The organism is Xanthomonas campestris pv. asclepiadis, assembly GCF_020784175.1.
Lineage (GTDB): Bacteria > Pseudomonadota > Gammaproteobacteria > Xanthomonadales > Xanthomonadaceae > Xanthomonas > Xanthomonas campestris_D.
This window is the reverse complement of the sequence record NZ_JAJGQM010000013.1, coordinates 57,864-76,548: the sequence shown is the minus strand read 5'-3', so window position 1 is coordinate 76,548 and position 18,685 is coordinate 57,864. Positions and strand designations below refer to the sequence as shown.

At 66.9% G+C, this 18,685-nt stretch carries 11 protein-coding genes and 1 other RNA gene; 2 read left to right on the top strand and 10 right to left on the bottom strand.

Annotated features, from left to right (window positions below):
• Positions 1-37: 37 nt before the first annotated feature.
• The gene (locus tag LL972_RS08575) at positions 38-3,508 is read right to left on the bottom strand and encodes a glycosyl hydrolase 2 galactose-binding domain-containing protein (RefSeq protein WP_228327228.1); all 3,471 of its coding nucleotides are present in this window, start codon (positions 3,506-3,508) and stop codon (positions 38-40) included.
• Positions 3,509-3,727: 219 nt separating this feature from the next.
• On the opposite strand from LL972_RS08575, the gene LL972_RS08570 reads away from it, so the two are divergent.
• Positions 3,728-5,692, top strand: a complete 1,965-nt coding sequence (locus LL972_RS08570) for a glycoside hydrolase family 97 protein (protein ID WP_228327227.1) — start codon at positions 3,728-3,730, stop codon at positions 5,690-5,692.
• A 315-nt stretch (positions 5,693-6,007) separates the two neighbouring features.
• On the opposite strand, the gene LL972_RS08565 is transcribed toward LL972_RS08570, so the two are convergent.
• The gene (locus LL972_RS08565) at positions 6,008-6,184 is read right to left on the bottom strand and encodes a hypothetical protein (protein WP_228327226.1); all 177 of its coding nucleotides are present in this window, start codon (positions 6,182-6,184) and stop codon (positions 6,008-6,010) included.
• 13 nt (positions 6,185-6,197) lie between these two features.
• On the opposite strand from LL972_RS08565, the gene LL972_RS08560 reads away from it, so the two are divergent.
• Positions 6,198-7,472, top strand: coding sequence for a neprosin family prolyl endopeptidase (locus LL972_RS08560; RefSeq protein ID WP_228327225.1), 1,275 nt, complete (start codon positions 6,198-6,200; stop codon positions 7,470-7,472).
• A 51-nt stretch (positions 7,473-7,523) separates the two neighbouring features.
• Here the strand turns inward: LL972_RS08560 and LL972_RS08555 are convergent, their stop codons facing one another.
• The 8 genes from LL972_RS08555 to LL972_RS08520 all read right to left on the bottom strand — a co-directional run bounded on the left by LL972_RS08555 (position 7,524) and on the right by LL972_RS08520 (position 18,655).
• On the bottom strand, positions 7,524-9,038 hold the full coding sequence (locus tag LL972_RS08555; protein WP_228327224.1) for a carboxylesterase/lipase family protein: 1,515 nt from the start codon (positions 9,036-9,038) through the stop codon (positions 7,524-7,526).
• Positions 9,035-9,958, bottom strand: coding sequence for a TrmH family RNA methyltransferase (locus LL972_RS08550; RefSeq protein ID WP_228327223.1), 924 nt, complete (start codon positions 9,956-9,958; stop codon positions 9,035-9,037). Before LL972_RS08550 ends, LL972_RS08555 begins: the two co-directional genes overlap by 4 nt.
• 326 nt (positions 9,959-10,284) lie before the next feature.
• Positions 10,285-10,827: a GNAT family N-acetyltransferase gene (locus LL972_RS08545; protein WP_228327222.1), complete on the bottom strand. Its 543-nt coding sequence runs from the start codon at positions 10,825-10,827 to the stop codon at positions 10,285-10,287.
• A gap of 17 nt (positions 10,828-10,844) precedes the next feature.
• A non-coding RNA gene (locus tag LL972_RS08540) (sX9 sRNA) lies at positions 10,845-10,921 on the bottom strand.
• Between the two features lie 117 nt (positions 10,922-11,038).
• The gene (locus LL972_RS08535) at positions 11,039-13,708 is read right to left on the bottom strand and encodes a M1 family metallopeptidase (RefSeq protein ID WP_228327221.1); all 2,670 of its coding nucleotides are present in this window, start codon (positions 13,706-13,708) and stop codon (positions 11,039-11,041) included.
• Between the two features lie 146 nt (positions 13,709-13,854).
• The gene (locus LL972_RS08530; protein ID WP_228327220.1) at positions 13,855-14,175 is read right to left on the bottom strand and encodes a hypothetical protein; all 321 of its coding nucleotides are present in this window, start codon (positions 14,173-14,175) and stop codon (positions 13,855-13,857) included.
• 272 nt (positions 14,176-14,447) lie between these two features.
• Positions 14,448-17,573, bottom strand: a complete 3,126-nt coding sequence (locus tag LL972_RS08525; RefSeq protein WP_228327219.1) for an efflux RND transporter permease subunit — start codon at positions 17,571-17,573, stop codon at positions 14,448-14,450.
• Entirely contained in the window at positions 17,570-18,655 is a 1,086-nt protein-coding gene (locus tag LL972_RS08520) for an efflux RND transporter periplasmic adaptor subunit (protein WP_228327218.1), read from the bottom strand. Before LL972_RS08520 ends, LL972_RS08525 begins: the two co-directional genes overlap by 4 nt.
• Between the last annotated feature and the right edge of the window lie 30 nt (positions 18,656-18,685).

Genomic DNA, 18,685 nt, shown 5'->3' with positions numbered 1-18,685 from the left:
CCGTGCGGGGGCACGGCGTGGCAACTTGTCGGCGCTGCTACGGAAGCCCGCTGGCAACGCCTGTTGATGGTTCGACATTCCAGCCGCGCACTTGTAGCGTGGCGTTGCGCAAGCTCGCCGCGGACGGGCCGCGAATCTCGACCTCGCGCTGCTCGCCCGGCACCAGACTGAGGTAGTTGTCGCTGTAGTACGCCGGCAGGATGCGTTGGCCTTGCGCATCCACCAGGGTCAGCTTGGTGTTGAGCGCAACCTGCTGCGAGGCATTGCGCACGCTGGCGCGCAGCACCGGTTCGGCACCCTCCTGCAGCTGCGTGCTGAGCTGCACCGGCACTGCCGCCAGCGCATCCAGGCCGCGCATGGCCGCCGCATCGCGCGCCACCCAGTAGAAATTGCGCGAGCGCACGACCGCATCGCGATCGAGCAATTGCAGCCGCACAAAGCCCAACCCATTGGTGTCCTTGAGCAACGGCGCCAGTTGCAGCACCGGTGCCGACACCGCAACCGCCGCGGCCTCCAGCGCTTGCTCGCGCTGCTGCAGCAACTTTCCGTCGGCGGCATAGACTTCTGCGCGCACGCGCAGGCCGCTCACCGGCTCGGCCGCATTGTTGACCACCACCACCTCGTGGCCAGGCAGGTTCATCTGCACATGCAGCATCTCTGCTGCATTGCGCACGCCGTAGTACGCCGCGTGGGTGTCGTAGTCGTGGCTGTAGATCTGCCACATGTTGCTGGGCCAGGCCGGATGGCTCATCCATAGCAGCCGCCCGCTGTTCTTGCTCCACAGCTGCGCGTTGAAGCCTTCGAAGATGGCGCGGTGGGTGTCGTAGTTGAGCAACTGCGCCTTGCGTTCGAAGTCGGCCAGGCTGGTCGGCGCGCCGAGCTTGTCGGTCAGCGAGCGCATGAAGCTGGCGGTGTCGCCGTTACCGGACTGGTGCCAGTCGTGATACGCCCAGGCATCGCCGATCGGCCACTGGTCCTGCACCGCAGGTACCGATGCCTGGAACGACTCCAGGGTGGAGAACGAGGGGGTGCCCACTTCCACCGAAAAGCCCTGCGCCAGCTTGTTGAAGTACGCCACCGGCTCGCGGTAGTTGTACGGGCCGCTGCCCTGCAGATTGATCTCGTTGGAACTACCGGTATACCAGCGCGTGCCATCGAGTTCGGCCACCAGCTGGTCCAGGCCTTCGTTGAGGATCGGCGCCGGCACACCTTCGTTGCGCCCGAACCACAGCACGATGGAAGGATGATTGCGGAAGCGCTTGATCACCTCGGCGGCGTTGTCCAGGAACAGCGCTGCGTCGGCCGGCTCCATGTTGTAGTTCTGGGTGGACTGCCAGAAGTCGTTGAGCACCAGCATGCCGTATTCGTCGGCCAGCTCGAAGAAGCTGGCTTCGGTGTTCTGCCCCACCCAGTTGCGCACCACATTGAAATGCGCATCGCGCTGCAGGCGGAAGTACGGCTCCAGCCGCTCGCGCGAGACCCGCTTGCGCCAGTCGTCCATGCCCCAGTTGCCGCCCTTGACCGCAATGCGCACACCATTGATACGTAGCGCCAGATGCGGGGCCAGGCTGTTGTCGTCGAGCTGCTGCACCGCAGGCGAGGACAAGGCGCCGGGATACAGGGATTGCGCATTGCCGCCGGGTACCGGACGGATCGCTGCATGCCGCACGTCGACGATGCGCTCGCCGCGTTGCCGGGCCTGATTGAGATCGACCAGGACGCGGCGCAGCGCGCCATCGTCGTCGAACAACGACAGTTCATAGGTCACCTGACGAATGCCGAAGCGCAGCTGCTGCGCATCCGATGGCGTGCCGGCCACTTCGACGCTGGCCTGCAAGGTGTACAGCGCCGGCTCGCCATAGCCGTTGGGCCACCACAGGCGCGGATTGGCGATGACCAACTGCGGCGTATCGGCGGCGGTGAGCTTGAGCGTGCTGCCACCGGCCGGTATGTTGACCTCGCGCCGGATGCGCACATCGCCAAAGGCTAGCTGTACCGTGCCCTGCACTGCTGCGGCAGTGTCGTTGCGCAGCGGCAGGTTGATCTCGAGTTCTGCACGGCGGTGGTCGGGTGCCAGCCGTGCAGTGACCACCTGGGTATCGCCCAGCGCCAGCGGACCTGTGGCATGCAGTTGCACGTCCTGCCACAGGCCGGCATTGCGATCGTGCACCGCCGGAATCCAGTCCCAGCCTTCGCTGGCGATGAAGGTCGGCCCATCCAGCGCCTGCATGCCGCCATTTTCGCCGACACCGGCCGTCATCGACTGTTCGTGGGCGATGCCGGGATGCGGCGGCGGCGACACGCGCACCGCGATGACATTCCTGCCAGGTTTGAGCTGCTTGCCGACATCGAAGCGACCGCGTGCGAATGCGCCACGGGTACGCCCGACCTGGGTACCGTTGACCCAGATCTCGCCGGCGTAGTTGATGCCGTTGAACAGCAGCTCCAGTCGTTTGCCTTGCAGTGACGCCGGCATATCGAAACTGCTGCGGTACCACCAGTCCTGCCGGCTCAGCGATTCGGGAATCGCCATGTTGTTGAGGCCGATATCCGGATCCGGATACACGCCACGATCAACCAGCGTGGTGAGCACCGTGCCCGGCACGGTCGCGGCGCGCCAGCGGGTCTTGCCGGCTACGTAATCGCTGCGCGACAGCGTCGCACCGCTGGCCTGACCGAGCTCTGGCGCAGCAGCGAGTTGCCAGGCACCGACCCGCCATGCGGCGGCATCCAGCGCCTGCAACGCGGGCGCATCCGACGCTGGCTTGGCGACCGGCGCCGAGAACGGCGCCGCGCTGCGCGGCAGGGTCGCCGCCGCTTGCGGTGCGAGTTGCCCCGCCATCTGTTTGACCTGCACACGCCAGCCGGGCGATGCGTCTTCGAAGCGCTGCAACACCGGATCCGGCGTCTGTTTGGCAAGCCCCGCGATGGCGGCCGCATCCAGGGCACCAGCCTGTGCGGTGAAGCCTGCGATCTCGCCGCCGAAGTGCTGCGTATACCCCGCCGGTTGCTGGCGCGGGCCGAACACCAGCGTGGGCGCGACCGCGATTTGCTGCACGCTGCCGCTGGCGACCTGACGGCCATTGGCGTACAGGCTCAGGCGCGTGCCCTGTGCAATCGCGGCGACCTGCGTCCAGACACCTGCGCGCAGCGGGTGCTTGCTGCGCAGCACATGCTCGGCGCCTTGCGCAAAGCCCAGCATGCCGTTGTCGATGACGAAGAAACGGCCGGCCGCCTGCGGATCGCCGAGACCGGCAATCAACGCAGGGCCGGTAGTCCCGTTGGACGGCCGCACCCAGGCGGACACGCTCCACTCCGCATCGGCGGCCAGCAGCGGCGTCCCCGCGGCGAGTTTCCTGGTCAGCCCGACACCGCCCGCGAGTACGCGCACGTCGTAGGGACCGGGCGGATCGGCATCGGCAGGTGCAGCCTCCGCTGCAGTCCATGCGATGCAACCACACAACAACCACAGCGCTCCACGGCGGAACGCCCTGCGAACCATCAGCATTAGAGGCCTCTCCCAAGCTCTACTGCCAAGCAACGGTGCACATCGCGTCGACGCAAGCGCCAAAGCGACACGTGGCCGCTTTGTCATCGCATCTGTCGTGATGCCGCCCGTGGCTGCCGCCCCTGTTTCAGCGGCCATGGTGCGAGGTAACGTTACCCCAGGTGGATATCGACGACAACCGTTCTGCGTTAGGGTTGGCGCTCCCAGGAGGAGGGACTCATGCGAAACCTGATCCAGTCCGCAGTACCGGCGGCATGCGCGTTGCTGTATTCGATCGCGTTGCCTGCATCCGCGCAGCGTCTGCAGGTGCAATCACCCGACGCACGTACGCAGGTGGAGTTCACGCTACGCGAAGGCGGCATGCCGAGCTATCGCGTGCTGTATCGCAACAAAGTCGTGCTCGACGACGCGCCGCTCGGGCTGGATCTGGGCCGCGCCAACACGCTGGGCAAGGCGATGACGCTGCAGGGCAGCACGACCGAAACGCATGACAGCCGATTCGAATTGCCCGTGGGCAAGACGCGGCAGGCACGCGATCACTATCGTCAATTGCGCGTGCAGTTGTCGGACCCCAAACAGCGACGCCTGACGGTTGAATTGCGCGCCTATGACGACGGCGTGGCCTTGCGTTATGTGCTGCCCGACGCCGGCGAAGTACGTATTCGCAATGAGCTCACCAGCTTTGCGTTTCCGCGCGATTACCCATGCTGGACCTTGAACCTGGGGCGCTTTGGAACCAGCCACGAGGGCGAATACGATGCGATCCCCGCATCCAGATTGCGCCCGCACAATCTGCTCGAGCTGCCGCTGGTCTGCCAGACCGATGCCGGCGGCACCACGCTGGCAATAGCCGAGGCAAACCTTCGCGACTATGCCGGCCTGTATCTCACCGGCCGCGAGGACGGCAGCCTGGGCGTAGCGGCGAAATTATCGCCACGCCTGGACGACCCCACGCTGGCGGTCAGCGTCGACGCCAAAGGCCGCGATTTCGCCACGCCGTGGCGGGTGATCATGCTCGGCGACAGCCCGGCCAGCCTGATCGAATCCAACCTGATTTCCGCGCTCAACCCGCCGCCTGCCTTCGATGCGAGCTGGGTGCGCGCGGGCAAATCGGCATGGGACTGGTGGTCCGGCGCGCTGGCCAGCGGCGTAGCGCAGCCGGGCATGAATACGGCCACGATCGAGCGCTATATCGATCACGCGCAGCAATTGAAGCTGCAGTACATGCTGATCGACGACGGCTGGTATGTCGGCAGCACCGGCGATGGCCAATACAACGTCGATGCCGATATCCGCCGGCCGGTGGAGCAGCTGGATCTGCCCGGGCTGGTCAGCTACGCACGTCAACGTAACGTCGGGCTGTGGCTATGGGCGCATTGGCGCGCGCTCGATGCGCACATGGACGAAGCGCTTGCCTGGTATCAGCAGCTCGGCATCAAGGGCATCAAGGTCGACTTCATGGACCGCGACGATCAGCAGATGGTGGATTTCTATCACCGCCTGCTAGCCAAGGCTGCCGAGCACAAACTGCTGGTGGACCTGCATGGCGCCTATCACCCGACCGGCCTGACCCGCACCTATCCCAATTACCTCACGCAGGAAGGCGTGCTCGGCGCCGAGTACAACAAGTGGACCACGCGTATCACCGCAACCCACGACCTCACGCTGCCGTTTACGCGCATGTTGCTCGGCCCGATGGACTACACCCCGGGCGGCTTCCGCAATGTGCGCCCGGCCGAGTTCAAGATGCAGCACATCGCGCCGCAGGTGATGACCACGCGCGCGCAGCAACTGGCGATGTATGTGGTCTACGAAAGCCCGTTCGCGGTGGTCGCCGACAGCCCGGAGCAGTACGAAAACGTGCCGGCCGCGCAGTTCCTGCGCGATGTACCGGCGAGCTGGGATGAGACACGCGCACTGGATGGCGCCATCGGCGAGCACATCGCGCTGGCGCGGCGCAGCGGCAAGGACTGGTACGTAGGCGCGATGACCAACGAGCAGGCCCGCACGCTGACGGTACCGTTGGCGTTCCTGGGCAAGGGCCGCTGGACCGCCACCATCTACGCCGATGGCCAAGCCCCGACCGACGTACGCATCGACACGCGCCAGCTCACCTCCACCGACAGCTTGCAGCTGCCCTTGGCTGCAAACGGCGGTGCTGCGGTGCGGCTGCAAAAAAAGTAAGAACAGCCATGCTGATCGTGGAGTGACCGTGCACACCTTTGCGCAACGGCACACGCCGTACGCCAGGGTGTGCATGACCATCGACACGGCATCTGCTTAGCGCATGGCGCTTGCCGTGTGCCTGATGTCACGCAATGCGTACCTGCCGATCGATTTCTTTTTTTGGCGGTTAGGATGCGCACGCCTTCAACGCAGGCACGCGCCGCCGAACGAGCTTCGGAACGCCACTGCGGACTGCAGGTGCTGTCCTGCGTGGTGCGCCGCGTGCAGGCAGTTTCGTTCCGGCGCCAGGGGAAAACACATGACCTTCCGTTCTTATCGGCCGATGCCGATCGGCCGCGCCGTTGCTGCGCTCTGCGTTTGTGCACTGGCTCCCGCCGCTGGCGCCGCAACGCTGCTGCCGCCCTCGATCTCGGCAGCGAGCGACCACAGCATCGACATATTGATGCCACCGCTGCTGCGGACACCTGCCACGGCAAGCGTCGCACCCATCAAGCGCGATTCATTGCGCACGTCCGTATCGGCATCGCATGCATTTCCGCAGGTCACGCGTGACTTCAAGCAGTTTCTGGATACGCAGGCGCAGCTTAGTTACGCCACGCGTGGCGCCGCGGCCAAGGTCAGCGACCCCACCGCATTCGCCGAAATGCAGCGCTATGTCTTCAATCGCTACAACGGCCTAACGGTGCTGCGCAGCGTGCAACAGGACGGCAAGGTGTTTGACTGCATTCCGCGTGAGCAGCAGCCGGCGCTACGCGACGGTAGCGCACCGGCGGCACCGCCCACCCTCTCGAGCAACACGGGTACGGTGATGCCGATCGATGCGTCGCAGCGCTGCGACACCGGCAGCGTGCCGCTCGAACGCATCGGCCTGGCCGAGATGAGCAAGCATGCGAATCTGCGCAGCTTCCTGCTTGGCACCACTCCGCGCGTGATCGCACCCAGGCAGGCGGATGCCGCACCGGCCGCGGCGTCGGTGACGCATTACTACTCCACCGTCTATCTGGACACTGCCGGCACATCGGTCACAGGCGCAGGCGCCGATCTCAACCTGTGGGCGCCCGTATTACGCTCCGCCGACGAGACGCAAACCATCAGCCAGATATGGATCGTTGGTAACAGCGCAGGCAAGCAGACGCAAACCCTTGAAGTGGGCTGGGAGATCCAGCCAGGCGCAGGCTGGGGCAACAAGCCCATCATTTTCATTTATTCCACCCAGGACGGGTACCTCAAGACGGGTTGCCATAATCTGGATTGCAGCGATTTCGTGCAGACCAGCACGCGCGCGGTCCTGGGCGCTCAGCCGGTTGCCGGATTCAGCACTGCAGGCGGCAAGCAGACCATGCTGGGCGTGGAATTCCAGAGGAATACCGACGGCAACTGGTGGCTGCGCCTGGATGGCGAATGGATCGGCTACTACAAGGCGGCACTGTATTCGGGCGATCTCGCCAACGGACGCGTGGCGTACGTGAGCGCAGGTTGCGAAGTGTCGACCGACAGCGGCGTAGCGAGCCCACGCATGGGCAGTGGCCAGTTCGCCGCGGCCGGCTATCGCCAGGCCGCGTTCCAGGCCAACCACTTCTATCGCGATGCGGCCATGGCCACCCATCCCGTGCAGCGCCTGTCGTCAGTGAGCGTGGAGCAGCCGTCCTGCTACACGCTGGCGATGACCGGTTACAGCTATCCGTATGCCTTGGGAGCTGGCGTCACCCGCACCAGCTTGTCGCCGGAAATGCGCAACGGTGGCTTCTACTTCGGCGGGCCGGGCTGCACACGCTGAGTTGAAGTGCGTTGAATCGATCGCGCGTACCGCTTCGGCAAGCGCGATCGATTACGGCAGGTCCACGCCTGCACACACGGCCGGGCGCGCATCCTTGAGCGGGCGCACGCCACTGGCGTCGAACTGCAACGCCGCATGCCCGGGCGCGAACGCCGGCCAGGCCGGCAAGCCTTTGGCATTCGGATTGCCCCGCTGCACGAACGCGGCCCAATAGCGCTGCAGACTCACCGGCGGCTGGCCGATCGGCAGGTCCTTGAACAGGAACGGCAGCTCGGCGCTGTGCGTCACCTGCCCGCCCGGTGCGGCGGTATCGAACACGTAATGCCACACCGGCACGCCAAGTGCCGCCTGATGCTGCGCGACGGTCACTGCCGGGCAACGGAAGGTCAGATCGGTGGACAGCTGCATCGCCGCATCGCCCTGACGCGCGGCACGCTGCGCCGCGTGCGTGCGCTGCGCCTGCAGCACTGCATCGGCCTGCGCCGGATAGTCGCGACGCAGCCGCGCCTGCGCGCCCTGTTTGCCGCCGTATTCCAGCTCCTGCACCACATAGCCGATCAACAACGGCACCCTGGCCTGCGCACCGTCGGCCAGCAACGCGGCCGGCGCACGCGGCAGCACGCGTCCATCGACGACCGCCTGCAGCCAGATGTAGCCATCGTCGTCCAAGGCCGGCACGTCGACACCCTGCCCGGCCTCGATCAGCTGCTCCACCGGCAGCGCACGCAACTGCGCCAGACGCGTGGCAGGATCATCGATACCTGCGCGCCTAGCGATCTCCACACCCAGCGCGCGATTGTCCTCCAGCGAACGCGCCGGCAATCCGAACCCGGCGGTGCCGCTCTGCTCGATCGCCGCCGAAAACAGGCCACGTGCCAGCGGGCTGAGCATCAGCAAGCCCACATCCTGGCCACCGGCCGACTGCCCGGCGATGGTGACCCGCGCAGGGTCGCCACCGAACTGCGCGATGTTGTCGCGCACCCACTGCAGTGCGGCGATCTGATCGAGCAGGGCGTAGTTGCCGGCAGCTTGATGGTCGCCATCGCGCAGTTCCGGCAGCGACAGGAAGCCGAGCGCGCCGAGCCGGTACTGCAGCGTCACCACCAGCATGTCCTGTGTGACCAGGTTGGTCGGCAGATGGCCATCGGCGCCGCCGGCCACATTGGCGCCGCCGTGGATCCAGACGAACACCGGCAGCGGCTTGGCCGGCTGCAACGTCGGCGTCTGCACTTCGACGTAGAGACAGTCTTCGCTGCCGCGCCTGGCCATTGCATTGTTCCAGCCCAGCGCCGGTTGCACGCACGGGGTGGCGGCCTGGGTGGCATCGCGCATGTCCGACCAGGCAGCGGCCGGTTGCGGCGGCTGCCAACGCAGCGCGCCCAGCGGCGGCGCGGCAAACGGAATCGCGCGGAACACCGCACTGCCGTCGTCCTGCCACTGCCCGCGCACCAGGCCGTGATCGGTGCGCACCTGCGGCGGTGCTGCAGGCGTGGAGACCGCGGCAGCATGCGCGCTGACGCTCAACGCACAAGCGGCGGCAAGCAGACCGGCACACAGGCGCATCACGACTCTCCACCCAACGCGCGGGCCCGCCAGGCGGCCTGGAACACCGCAGTGGCCGAGGCCACGTTGAGGCTTTCGACCTTGCCGCTGCCGCGGATCGACAACTGCAGGTCGCAATCGCGCGCGAACTGGCGGTCCATGCCTTCGCTCTCCGCGCCCATCACATACACCAGCCGCTGCGGCAGCGCGGCGGCGAACACGTCCTGGCCGCCTTCCACCAGCGTGGCCGCCACTGCGAAACCGGCCTGACGCAGCTGCGCCATCGCCGTTGCGGTGTCGGGCAGTTGCACCAGCGGCACCGCTTCGGCGCCACCTTCGGCCACGCGCGCGGCTGCACCGGACAGACCCAGTGTGGAGCCAGCAGGCAGCAGCAGGCCGGCCACCCCGAAGTGCGCGGACGAGCGCAGGATCGCGCCGAAGTTATGCGGGTTGCCCACGCCATCCAGCCACAGCGCCAGCACCGGCCCGGCCGGCAACGTGGCCAGCCAGTCCTGCAACGGCTGCGGGGCGACGCGCAGCACGTCGGCCACCACGCCTTCGTGGTGCGTGCTGGCGGCGAGCTTGCTGAGATCGGCCTCCTCGACCACGCGGTAACCGATGCGCTGGGCCACGCACCAGGCCAGCAAGGCCTTGAACTGCGGGATGCGCGCCTCGCTCAGATACAGCTTGCGCACCGCCTCCGGGCGCGCCTTGAACACGGCCTGCACTGCGTTGATGCCGTACAGCCGCAGTTCGCGCGCATTGCCGCCGGACGATGAAGCCGCGGACTGTGAAGCAGCAGGCGTGTAAGCCGTTGGCGCCTGCTGTGCCAGCGGGCGCGCTGCCGGTGCGCGCGGCGCGGCGCGGCCCCAGGGATTATGCGAGGCGCCGGAACTGCCGCCATCGCGCGGCGGGCGCGAACCCCGTCCATCATGCTGTGTCATCGTCGTATCCAAGGTTCGTGTTGCTTGCCGGGTCTGCAGGGACCGTCTCGCCCCTTTCCGCCACCAGCGGTGTTCGTCATCCTGCACGCCGGCGCAGCCGGCGGTGCAGACGCATTGGCGACGATGGTAAGCCACTGGCGTAGCCAGCCGTACACAAGGCAGCGGAAGCATGGCCCTCAAGGCCCCGCAAGGCGCGACTCGGGGGTGACCTCGACACCGTGCAGAACACGCCCGGGATCGGCACCGATGTCGGTGATGGATCTGCGCGAATCAGCAGCGCGCAGACCCGCCCGGCCGATGCGTTCGCCGTGGCACGCAGACGCGGCTCACACCAGCTCGGCCGGCCGCCCCACCCGCGCGAACACGCGCAAATCGTGCAATCCATCCGGCTTCATGATCGCGCAGCGGCTGACGCCTTCTTCGACAAAGCCGTTGCGCAGCAGCACCCTGGCCGATGCCGGATTGGTGTCGAGCACGGTGGCCTGGACGCGATGGAGCGGCAGGGCCTGCATCGCCCAGGCCACATAAGTGGCCACGATGCGCGTCATCCAGCCACGGCCCCAGTACGCGCTGCCGATCCAGTAGCCCAGCTCGGCCGAAAAGCGCCGCTCGCCCTGCCCTGGACGCACCGCGATCGTGCCGCAGGCCTGGCCGTCGATCTCGATGGCCAGCACCGGGTGTTGCAGATCGACCACGCGTCCGGCCAGGAAAGCCTCGCCGTCGGCGCGCGTATACGGATGCGGAAACCGATCACTCAATCCGCGCGGCACCAATGGGTCGTTGGCGTGCTGCAACAAGGCGCTCAGGTCGTCCTGGCGCCAGCGGCGCAGCACGAAGCCCTCTCCGTGCAGCATCAATGATTCGTTCATCGCTTCGTCCCTGGAGTGGCTGACAAAACGTAACGGGCAGTCGCCAGGTGGATACGGAAGGTGCGCCCGGAACCGGAGTGTACGCGTGGCACACGCTGATTCCGAGCACCGGCTGCGCGCCTGACGGTGAGCGCAGTCGTTTCGTTTGCCGCTCCGGATCGCGCGGTATCGACACCGTCGATACCGCGCACCCCGGTCGCAAGCCGGCGACTCAGCCCCTGGTGGTCTGCGCCTGCTTGAGCGCGGCGCACAGGCGGATGGTCTCGCCGGTCTGCGCCATGCCACGGTCGGCACCGCTGAGCGTGGCCAGGCGCGGCTTGAAGAACGCATCCAGGCGGTCGGCTTCTTCCACGCTGCAGCCGCCGGACGCACCCAGTGCCGGCAACCCGCCGCCATCGAACGAGCCGCTGCGCTGCACGATGCGGTCGAAGTTGGCGGTGAACCACGGCCACATCGAATCGTGCGAGGTCTGGTAACTGTGGCCGCGCGTCAGCAGGCTCTTCATCTCGCCCACCTTGATCGCATCGGTCAGCGCGAAATCACGCACCTGGGTGAGCAGCGCCGGGGCCTGCACCGCGCCCAGGGCCGCGATCATGGCGTTGCGCTGCGCCGGGTCGGCGTGCGTACGCAGCGCAGCGATCAAGGCCTGCACCGCCGGTGCGCCGCGTTCCTGCGCGGTCACTGCCAGGGCGGTGCCGAGCAGATCCGGATTGGCTTTGGAGAAGTCCAGTGCGCCGTTGCCGCCGGCCAGTACCGCATCGCCCTGCGCGAGCAGCGCCTTGCGCACCTCCGCGTTCTGCAGGCGCAGCGCAAACAGGCCGGCCAGCGCCGAGCGCAGCGTGGTGTCGTCGATCGACTCGCCGCTACGCCGCGTGTAACCCAGCTGGCGCAGACGCGGCAGATAGGCCTGTTCGGCCGCCTTGCGCAGTGCGCCGCGTTGGGCCTCGCTGGTGGCCTGGTAGCGCCATATCCACACGAAGCGGTTCAGCAGCGCGGTGGACACATCGACCGACGCGGACGGCGCCAACTGCTTGAGCGCTGCCAGCACGGCGTTGCCGTCGGTATCGCCGTGGCGGTAGGCCGCATCGATCGCATCGGCATAGGCCAGCTGTTCGTTGTCGTCGAGCTGGCCGACCTGCTTGCCCAGTTCAGCCAGCTGCTTCTTGGGCAGGCTGAAACGGTAGTAGCCGGCGCCACGCGCGTTCGGGAACACCCAGGTGTTCTTGCCGGCGCCATCCAGCACGATGCTACCGCTGCCGTCGGCGAGCATCTGGCAGGCGGTGCCGACCTGGTTCTTGCCCTTGCCGTACTTGACGCACACCGGCACGCCCCATTGCTGCGCGGTGGAGCCGGTGGAACCCAGCGGCAGATAGCGTTGCTGCTGCAGCTTGACCACGGTCCTGCCGCCTTCGCGGGCGAGCTGGGTCTGCAGATACGGCACGCCCGGCTGATTGAGGAAGCTGCGGAAGGCGGCCTTGAACTCCTCGCCCTTGCCGGCGGCGGCGGCGATCGCATCGACCAGATCGTCGGCGGTGGCGCTGCCGAAGGTGTGCTTGGCGATATAGGCGCGCATGCCTTGGCGGAACACATCTTCGCCGACGAAGGCTTCGAACATCGCCAGCACCGCCGCACCCTTCTGGTAGGTGATGCCGTCGAAGGCGGTCTCGATATCGCCGTTGCCGGTGATCGGCTGGCGGATCTTGCGCGCGCTGACCAGGCTGTCGTTGTCCATCGCATGCTGGGCGCCGGTGATGCGGTCAAGATTGGCGCGGTATTCCGGGTGCAGCTGCATGGTGATCTTCTGCTGCATCCAGGTGGCGAACGCCTCGTTCAACCACAGGTCGTCCCACCATTCCATGGTGACTGCATCGCCGGTCCACTGGTGAGCCAGCTCATGCGCATTGGTGTTGAAGGAGCGCTGCACGTTCTCGGCCGGCGAGTCCTTGTCCAGTAACAACAGCCAGTCGCGGAAGGTGACGACCCCGGGGTTTTCCATCGCACCGGCGCTGAAGTCCGGGGCGGCGACCAGATCGAGCTTGTCGAACGGATAGCCGAAGGCGTAATAGTCCTCCAGCGCGGCGATGATCGCCGGGGTCTGGTCCAGCGCCGGGGTAATGCGCGGGCCCTGGCCCTTGGCGGCGATGCCGCGCAGCGGGGTCGGGTTGGGGCGCTGCGGGGTGGCCGGCATGGCCGGCACGTCCACCACATCCCAGGGGCCGGCGGCGTAGGCGACCAGATAGGTCGGCAGCGGCACGGTCGGGGCGAAGGTCACCGTCTTCCAGCCCTTGCCGGCCGGCTTGCTCGAGGTTGCGATGGTGTTGGCCAGCGCCTGGTCGTCGGTGGGCACGGTCAGGCTGAGGTCGAACGGAGTCTTGAATGCGGGTTCGTCGAAACCGGGGAACGCGTAGCGCGCGCTGATCGGCTCCATCTGCGTCATCGCATAGGCCTGGCCCTGGTACTTCACCTGATACAGGCCCTGCAGCTGCTGATTGAGCGGCGCGCTGTAGACGATGTCCACGGTGAGCGTCTGCGGCTGCAGCGTGCGGCCGAAATCCAGGCGCACCACACCGGCCTGCGCATCGGCTTGCACATAGCGTGCGGTCAGCGCCTTGCCCTTGACCGGCTTGACCGTGACCTTGCTGACCTTCAATTCCTTGCCGTGCAGCCAGAGGTGATCGGAGGCCTGCTTGAGCTGCACGCGGATGCTGGTGCGGCCGCTGAACTCGCTCTGGTCCGGATCGATCTTGAACGACAGGCTGTAGCGCTCGGGCACCGCCCAGGTCGGCAGGCGGCCATTGGGCACCGGCTCGCCGGAGGACTGCGCCAGCGCGGTGCCGCAGCACAGCGCAAGGAGAGAGGGAGCAAGCAGGCAGGCAGGCAAGACGGCGCATTGGCGATTCCGGTCAGGATAACCGCCGAAGTCGACCACAGCAGGCCATGACTGTCATGTGACCTTAGTCATTGCACGGCCGACGCGGTGGGGCGCAGACACGCCGCCGCATCGGCGCAGCCGCCCGCCAGCGCGCGTTACGGCAGCGGCCACAGCACGAACATGTCCACCACCAGCAGCACCAGCGCGATGCTGCCGAGCAGGGCTGCGCGCAGGATCGGGCACTGCAGTGGCGCGATGGCGTGCGCTGGTTCGACCGCGCGTTGCTGGTGCGTGGCTGTCTGCGCAGACGCTACCGCAGTGGTGTCGGGCAGTTGTCCTGTGCGCGGCGCTGCAGCTGGTGCAGCGACATCGCCAGCGCGCGACGCACCGCAATGCGGACAGTGCGCCTGCACGGCGTGATCCTCGGCAGCCCGCAGCGTGGGCGGATCGCCATTGACGAAAGGCAGCGTCTGCATCGCATGCTCCTGGGCTGGATGGCGGCGTCCGGCTCGATCACGCGACAGTGCCGCAGGCCGTTGCGAAGACACTCGGCAAGGCGCCGGGCCGCGCTGCGTCATCGCATCGATGACGCCGGCCTGACGCTGACGCGCTCGATGGACACAGCCTGCGCCCCGATGTTTGGGTTTTGTTTGCGCTGCAGGCGCATGCACATGCAGCGGTCGCTGCCGATGCCGCAGCATCCCTGCATTGTCGACAACCGGCAGCGGCACACCGCTGCCGGTATCACTCAGGCGTGACCGCCTACCGAAGGCGTCTGCGCCTCCAGGGTCTCCAGCTCGCGCGCCACCGCCTCGGGCGACTTGGTGAATGGCGCGATCAGGCTGTAGAACGCCGGCACCACGTACAGCGACAGCAAGGTGGACAGCGACACGCCGAAGATCACCACCACACCGATCGTGGCGCGGCTGGCCGAGCCGGGCCCGCCGGCCACCACCAGCGGAATCGCACCGACCACGGTGGCGATCGAGGTCATCAGGATCGGACGCAGGCGCACCGATGCCGATTCCACGATTGCCGCGTGCACGCTGCGGCCTTCGTCGCGTAACTGATTGGCAAACTCCACGATCAGGATGCCGTTCTTGGCCGCCAGGCCCACCAGCATCACGATGCCGATCTGGCTGAACAGGTTGAGCGTGCCGCCGGTGAGCCACAGGCCAACCAGCGCGCCGAGCACCGCCAGCGGTACGGTGAGCATGATCACCAGCGGATGGGCGAAGCTCTCGAACTGCGCGGCCAGCACCAGGTACACCACCAGCAAGGCCATGCCGAAGGTCAGCAGCACCGCGCTGCCGGACTGCTGGTATTCGCGTGATTCGCCCTTCCAGTCCACCTGCGCATACTCGGGCAATTCCTCTCGCGCGGTCTGCTGCGCCCAGGCGATCGCCTCGCCGAGCGGGTAGCCCGGCGCCAGGCCGGCACTGATGGTGATTGCACGCAGGCGGTTGAAGCGATTCAGGGTGCCGGCTTCGGCTACTTCGCTGAGCGTAACCAGGTTGGACAGCGGAATCAGCTCGCCACGTGTGGAACGCACGCGGATGGCGGTGAGATCTTCCGGCGCCATGCGGCCTTCGCGGCCGGCCTGCAGCATCACGTCGTATTCCTCGCCGTTGTCCACGAACGTGGTCACACGGCGCGAGCCCATCATCGCCTCCAGCGCGCCACCGATCGCGGTGACCGGCACGCCCAGATCGGCCGCACGCAGGCGGTCGATGTTGACGCGCATCTGCGGGCGGGTTTCCTTGTAGTCCGAGTCCGGGCCGACCAGGCCGGGATTGGCTTCCATGCGCTGCAGGATGCGATCGCGCCACTGCGCGATCTCCGCATAATCCGGCCCGCCCAGCACCAGCTGGAACGGCTGCCCGCGGCTGCGCACCAATCCGCCGCTCACCTGCGTGCGTGCACGCACGCCGCTGAGCACGTTGAGTTTCTGCTGCAGTTCGTCAGCCACTTCGGTGGTCGGGCGCGTGCGTTTTTCCCAGTCCTGCAGGAACACGCTGACCCGGCCGGTGTGCATCTCCTCGCTGCTGCCAAAGCCGCCGGGCACGCGCGGGTTGGCCCGCACGATGGGCTTGTCCGGTCCCACGTAGGGGCCGAGGATCGCCTCGACCTGATGCATCTGCCCCACGGTGTAATCGAAGCCGGCGCCCTCGGGCCCATCGATCATGATCTGGAAGTTGCCGCGATCCTCGGCCGGTGCCAGCTCGGAAGGAATGCGGCTCATCAACCACGCGCTGGCCCCCAGCGCCAACAGCATCAGCAGCGCGAAGATCCAGGTGCGATGCACATGCCGCTCCAGCGAGCGTCCGTACGCGCCGGACACCGCCTGCATGCGGCCATCGAACCAGCGATGAAAGCGGTTGGGCCTGGCCTGCCCATGCGAGCGCAACAGCTTGGACGACATCATCGGCGTCAGCGTCAGCGCCACAAAGGCCGAGATCGCCACCGCCGCCGCCAATGCCACCGCCAGCTCGCGGAACAGGCGCCCGGTATTGCCTTCCAGAAAGCCCACCGGCAGGAACACCGCCACCAGTACTGCAGTGGTGGCAATCACCGCGAAGGCGACCTGTCCGGTACCGCGCCTGGCGGCCACCAACGGCGGCTCACCCAGGTCGATGCGGCGCTGGATGTTTTCCACCACCACGATGGCATCGTCCACCACCAGGCCAATACACAGCACCAGCGCGAGCAAGGTCAGCAGGTTGATCGAAAAATCGAACGCGTACAGCGCGATGAACGCGGCGATCAGACACACCGGCACCGTCACCGCCGGAATCAGCGCTGCACGTGCGCTGCCCAGAAATACCCAGATCACCACCAGCACCAGCACCACCGCCTCGATCAGGGTGTGGTACACACGCTCCACCGCCGCGTCGATAAACGTCGTGGTGTCGAAGGCGACGAAGATGTTGGTGCCCTGCGGCAGCGACTTCTGCACCTCCTCGGCCTGCGCGCGCGCCTCGCGTGCAACGTCCAGCGCGTTGGCGGTGGAATTGCGCACGATGCCCAGGCCCACATTGGGTACACCGTTGCTCTGGAAGTAGGCGCGGCGCTCGGCCGAGGTCAGCTCGACCCTGGCCACGTCGCCCAGACGCACCACATAGCCGCCCTCGCCCTTGCTGAGCGGCAGCTTGGCAAAGTCCTCGGGCTTGAGATAACTGCGCTCCACGCGCAAGGTGAAATCGCGCTGCGCCGATTCGATGCTGCCGGCCGGCAACTCGACGTTTTCGTTCTGCAGCGCCGCTTCCACATCGGCCACGGTGAGTTCGCGCGCAGCCAGCTGGTCGCGATCCAGCCAGATGCGCATCGCATAGCGCTGGCGTCCGCCGATCCGCACCTGCGCCACGCCGTCCAGGCTGGAGAAACGGTCCACCACATAGCGCTCGGCGTAGTCGGACAGCTGCAGCGTGTCCATCGTGCTGGAGCTCATGTTGAGCCACAGGATGGGGTCGGCGTCGGCCTCGACCTTGGAAATCTCCGGCGGCCGCGCCTGGTCGGGCATGCGGTCGGAGACGCGGCTGACCGCATCGCGCACGTCGTTGGCGGCGGCTTCCACATCGCGCGACTGCACGAATTCGATACTGATATCGGACGAGCCATTGCGGCTGCGCGCCTCGATGGTCTCGATGCCTTCGATGCCGGCCAGTGCGTCTTCCAGCACCTGGGTGATGCGGCTTTCCACCACTGCCGCCGACGCGCCGGTGTATTCCACATCCACCGACACGATCGGCGGGTCGATCGCCGGCAACTCGCGCAAGGTCAGCCGGGTGAACGACATCACCCCCAGCACGATCAGCAACAGGCTCATCACCACCGCCATCACCGGGCGGGTAATGGACAGGTCGGAGAGTTTCATCGGGCTGCCTGCGGGCGCGCCGCTGCCGGTGTCGATGCGGGCACGGGAGCGGCTTGATCGACCACCTTCAGACCCGGACGCAGCTTGCCGGTGCCGTCCACCACGATGCGCTCACCGGCATTGACCCCGTCGAGAATTTCCACCTTGCCGTCGCGGCGCTCGCCCAGGCGCACGTCGGCGCGCTCCACGCTGCTGTCGGGCTTGACCCGGAACACGTAGGACTCGCGCCCCACCTGCACTACCGCGATCTCCGGGATCACCACCGCCTGCCGCGCCGGCTGAAACAGCCGCACATCCAGCAACATGCCCGGACGCAGCCGGCGATCGCCGTTGGGAAAATCCGCCCGCACCGTCACCGAGCGGGTGGTCTCGTCGATACGCGAATCGATCGCCGCCACCACGCCTTCGAACTGCTCGCCCGGGTACGCCGCCGCCGTGCCATTGACGGTATTGCCGAGCTGCACCAGGCCGAACTGCGATTCCGGCACCTGAAAGTCCACATACATGCGCGCCACATCGTCCAGCGTGGCGATCACCGTGCTGGAGGTGATCAGCGAGCCCGGGCTGATCTGGCGGATGCCGAGCACGCCGGAGAACGGCGCACGCACCTCGCGGTCGGTGATCTCCGCGCGCATCTGCTGCACGCGCGCCTGCGCCGCATCGCGCAGCGCGCGTTGCGTATCGACGGTGGATTTGGCCACCAGCTGCTGGCCAACCAGACTCAACTGGCGCCGGTACAGCTGATCGGTTTCCTCGAAGGTGGCCTGGGCGGCCGTCAGTGCCGCCTGCTGCGAATTGCCGCGCAGCCGCAGCAGCAGCTGCCCGGCCTTGACCTCGTCACCGCTGTCGAAATTGACCTGCTCCACCACATCGCTCACCGCGGCGGTCAGCGCCACCGATTCGCGCGCACGCACGGTGGCGATCGACTGCACGGTCGAGTTCCAGGGCTGGGTGGTCACCGCCTGCACAGAGACCGGGATGGGTTTGGCGGCGGCCGGCGTGGCGGCCTCACGGCTGCAACCGGCCAGCACGACGGCCAACAAGAGCGCTGCGCCGAAACGCGCGCTGGGTCGAACAAGCATCAGAACATCCTGGCGGGGTACGTCGAAAGT

What these genes read in the sequence shown, in the direction of transcription:
- LL972_RS08575 (WP_228327228.1), bottom strand. Translation starts at nt 3,508, where the DNA reads ATGCTGATGGTTCGCAGGGCGTTCCGCCGTGGAGCGCTGTGGTTGTTG.
- LL972_RS08570 (WP_228327227.1), top strand. Translation starts at nt 3,728, where the DNA reads ATGCGAAACCTGATCCAGTCCGCAGTACCGGCGGCATGCGCGTTGCTG.
- LL972_RS08565 (WP_228327226.1), bottom strand. Translation starts at nt 6,184, where the DNA reads ATGGGTGCGACGCTTGCCGTGGCAGGTGTCCGCAGCAGCGGTGGCATC.
- LL972_RS08550 (WP_228327223.1), bottom strand. Translation starts at nt 9,958, where the DNA reads ATGACACAGCATGATGGACGGGGTTCGCGCCCGCCGCGCGATGGCGGC.
- LL972_RS08545 (WP_228327222.1), bottom strand. Translation starts at nt 10,827, where the DNA reads ATGAACGAATCATTGATGCTGCACGGAGAGGGCTTCGTGCTGCGCCGC.
- LL972_RS08530 (WP_228327220.1), bottom strand. Translation starts at nt 14,175, where the DNA reads ATGCAGACGCTGCCTTTCGTCAATGGCGATCCGCCCACGCTGCGGGCT.
- LL972_RS08525 (WP_228327219.1), bottom strand. Translation starts at nt 17,573, where the DNA reads ATGAAACTCTCCGACCTGTCCATTACCCGCCCGGTGATGGCGGTGGTG.
- LL972_RS08520 (WP_228327218.1), bottom strand. Translation starts at nt 18,655, where the DNA reads ATGCTTGTTCGACCCAGCGCGCGTTTCGGCGCAGCGCTCTTGTTGGCC.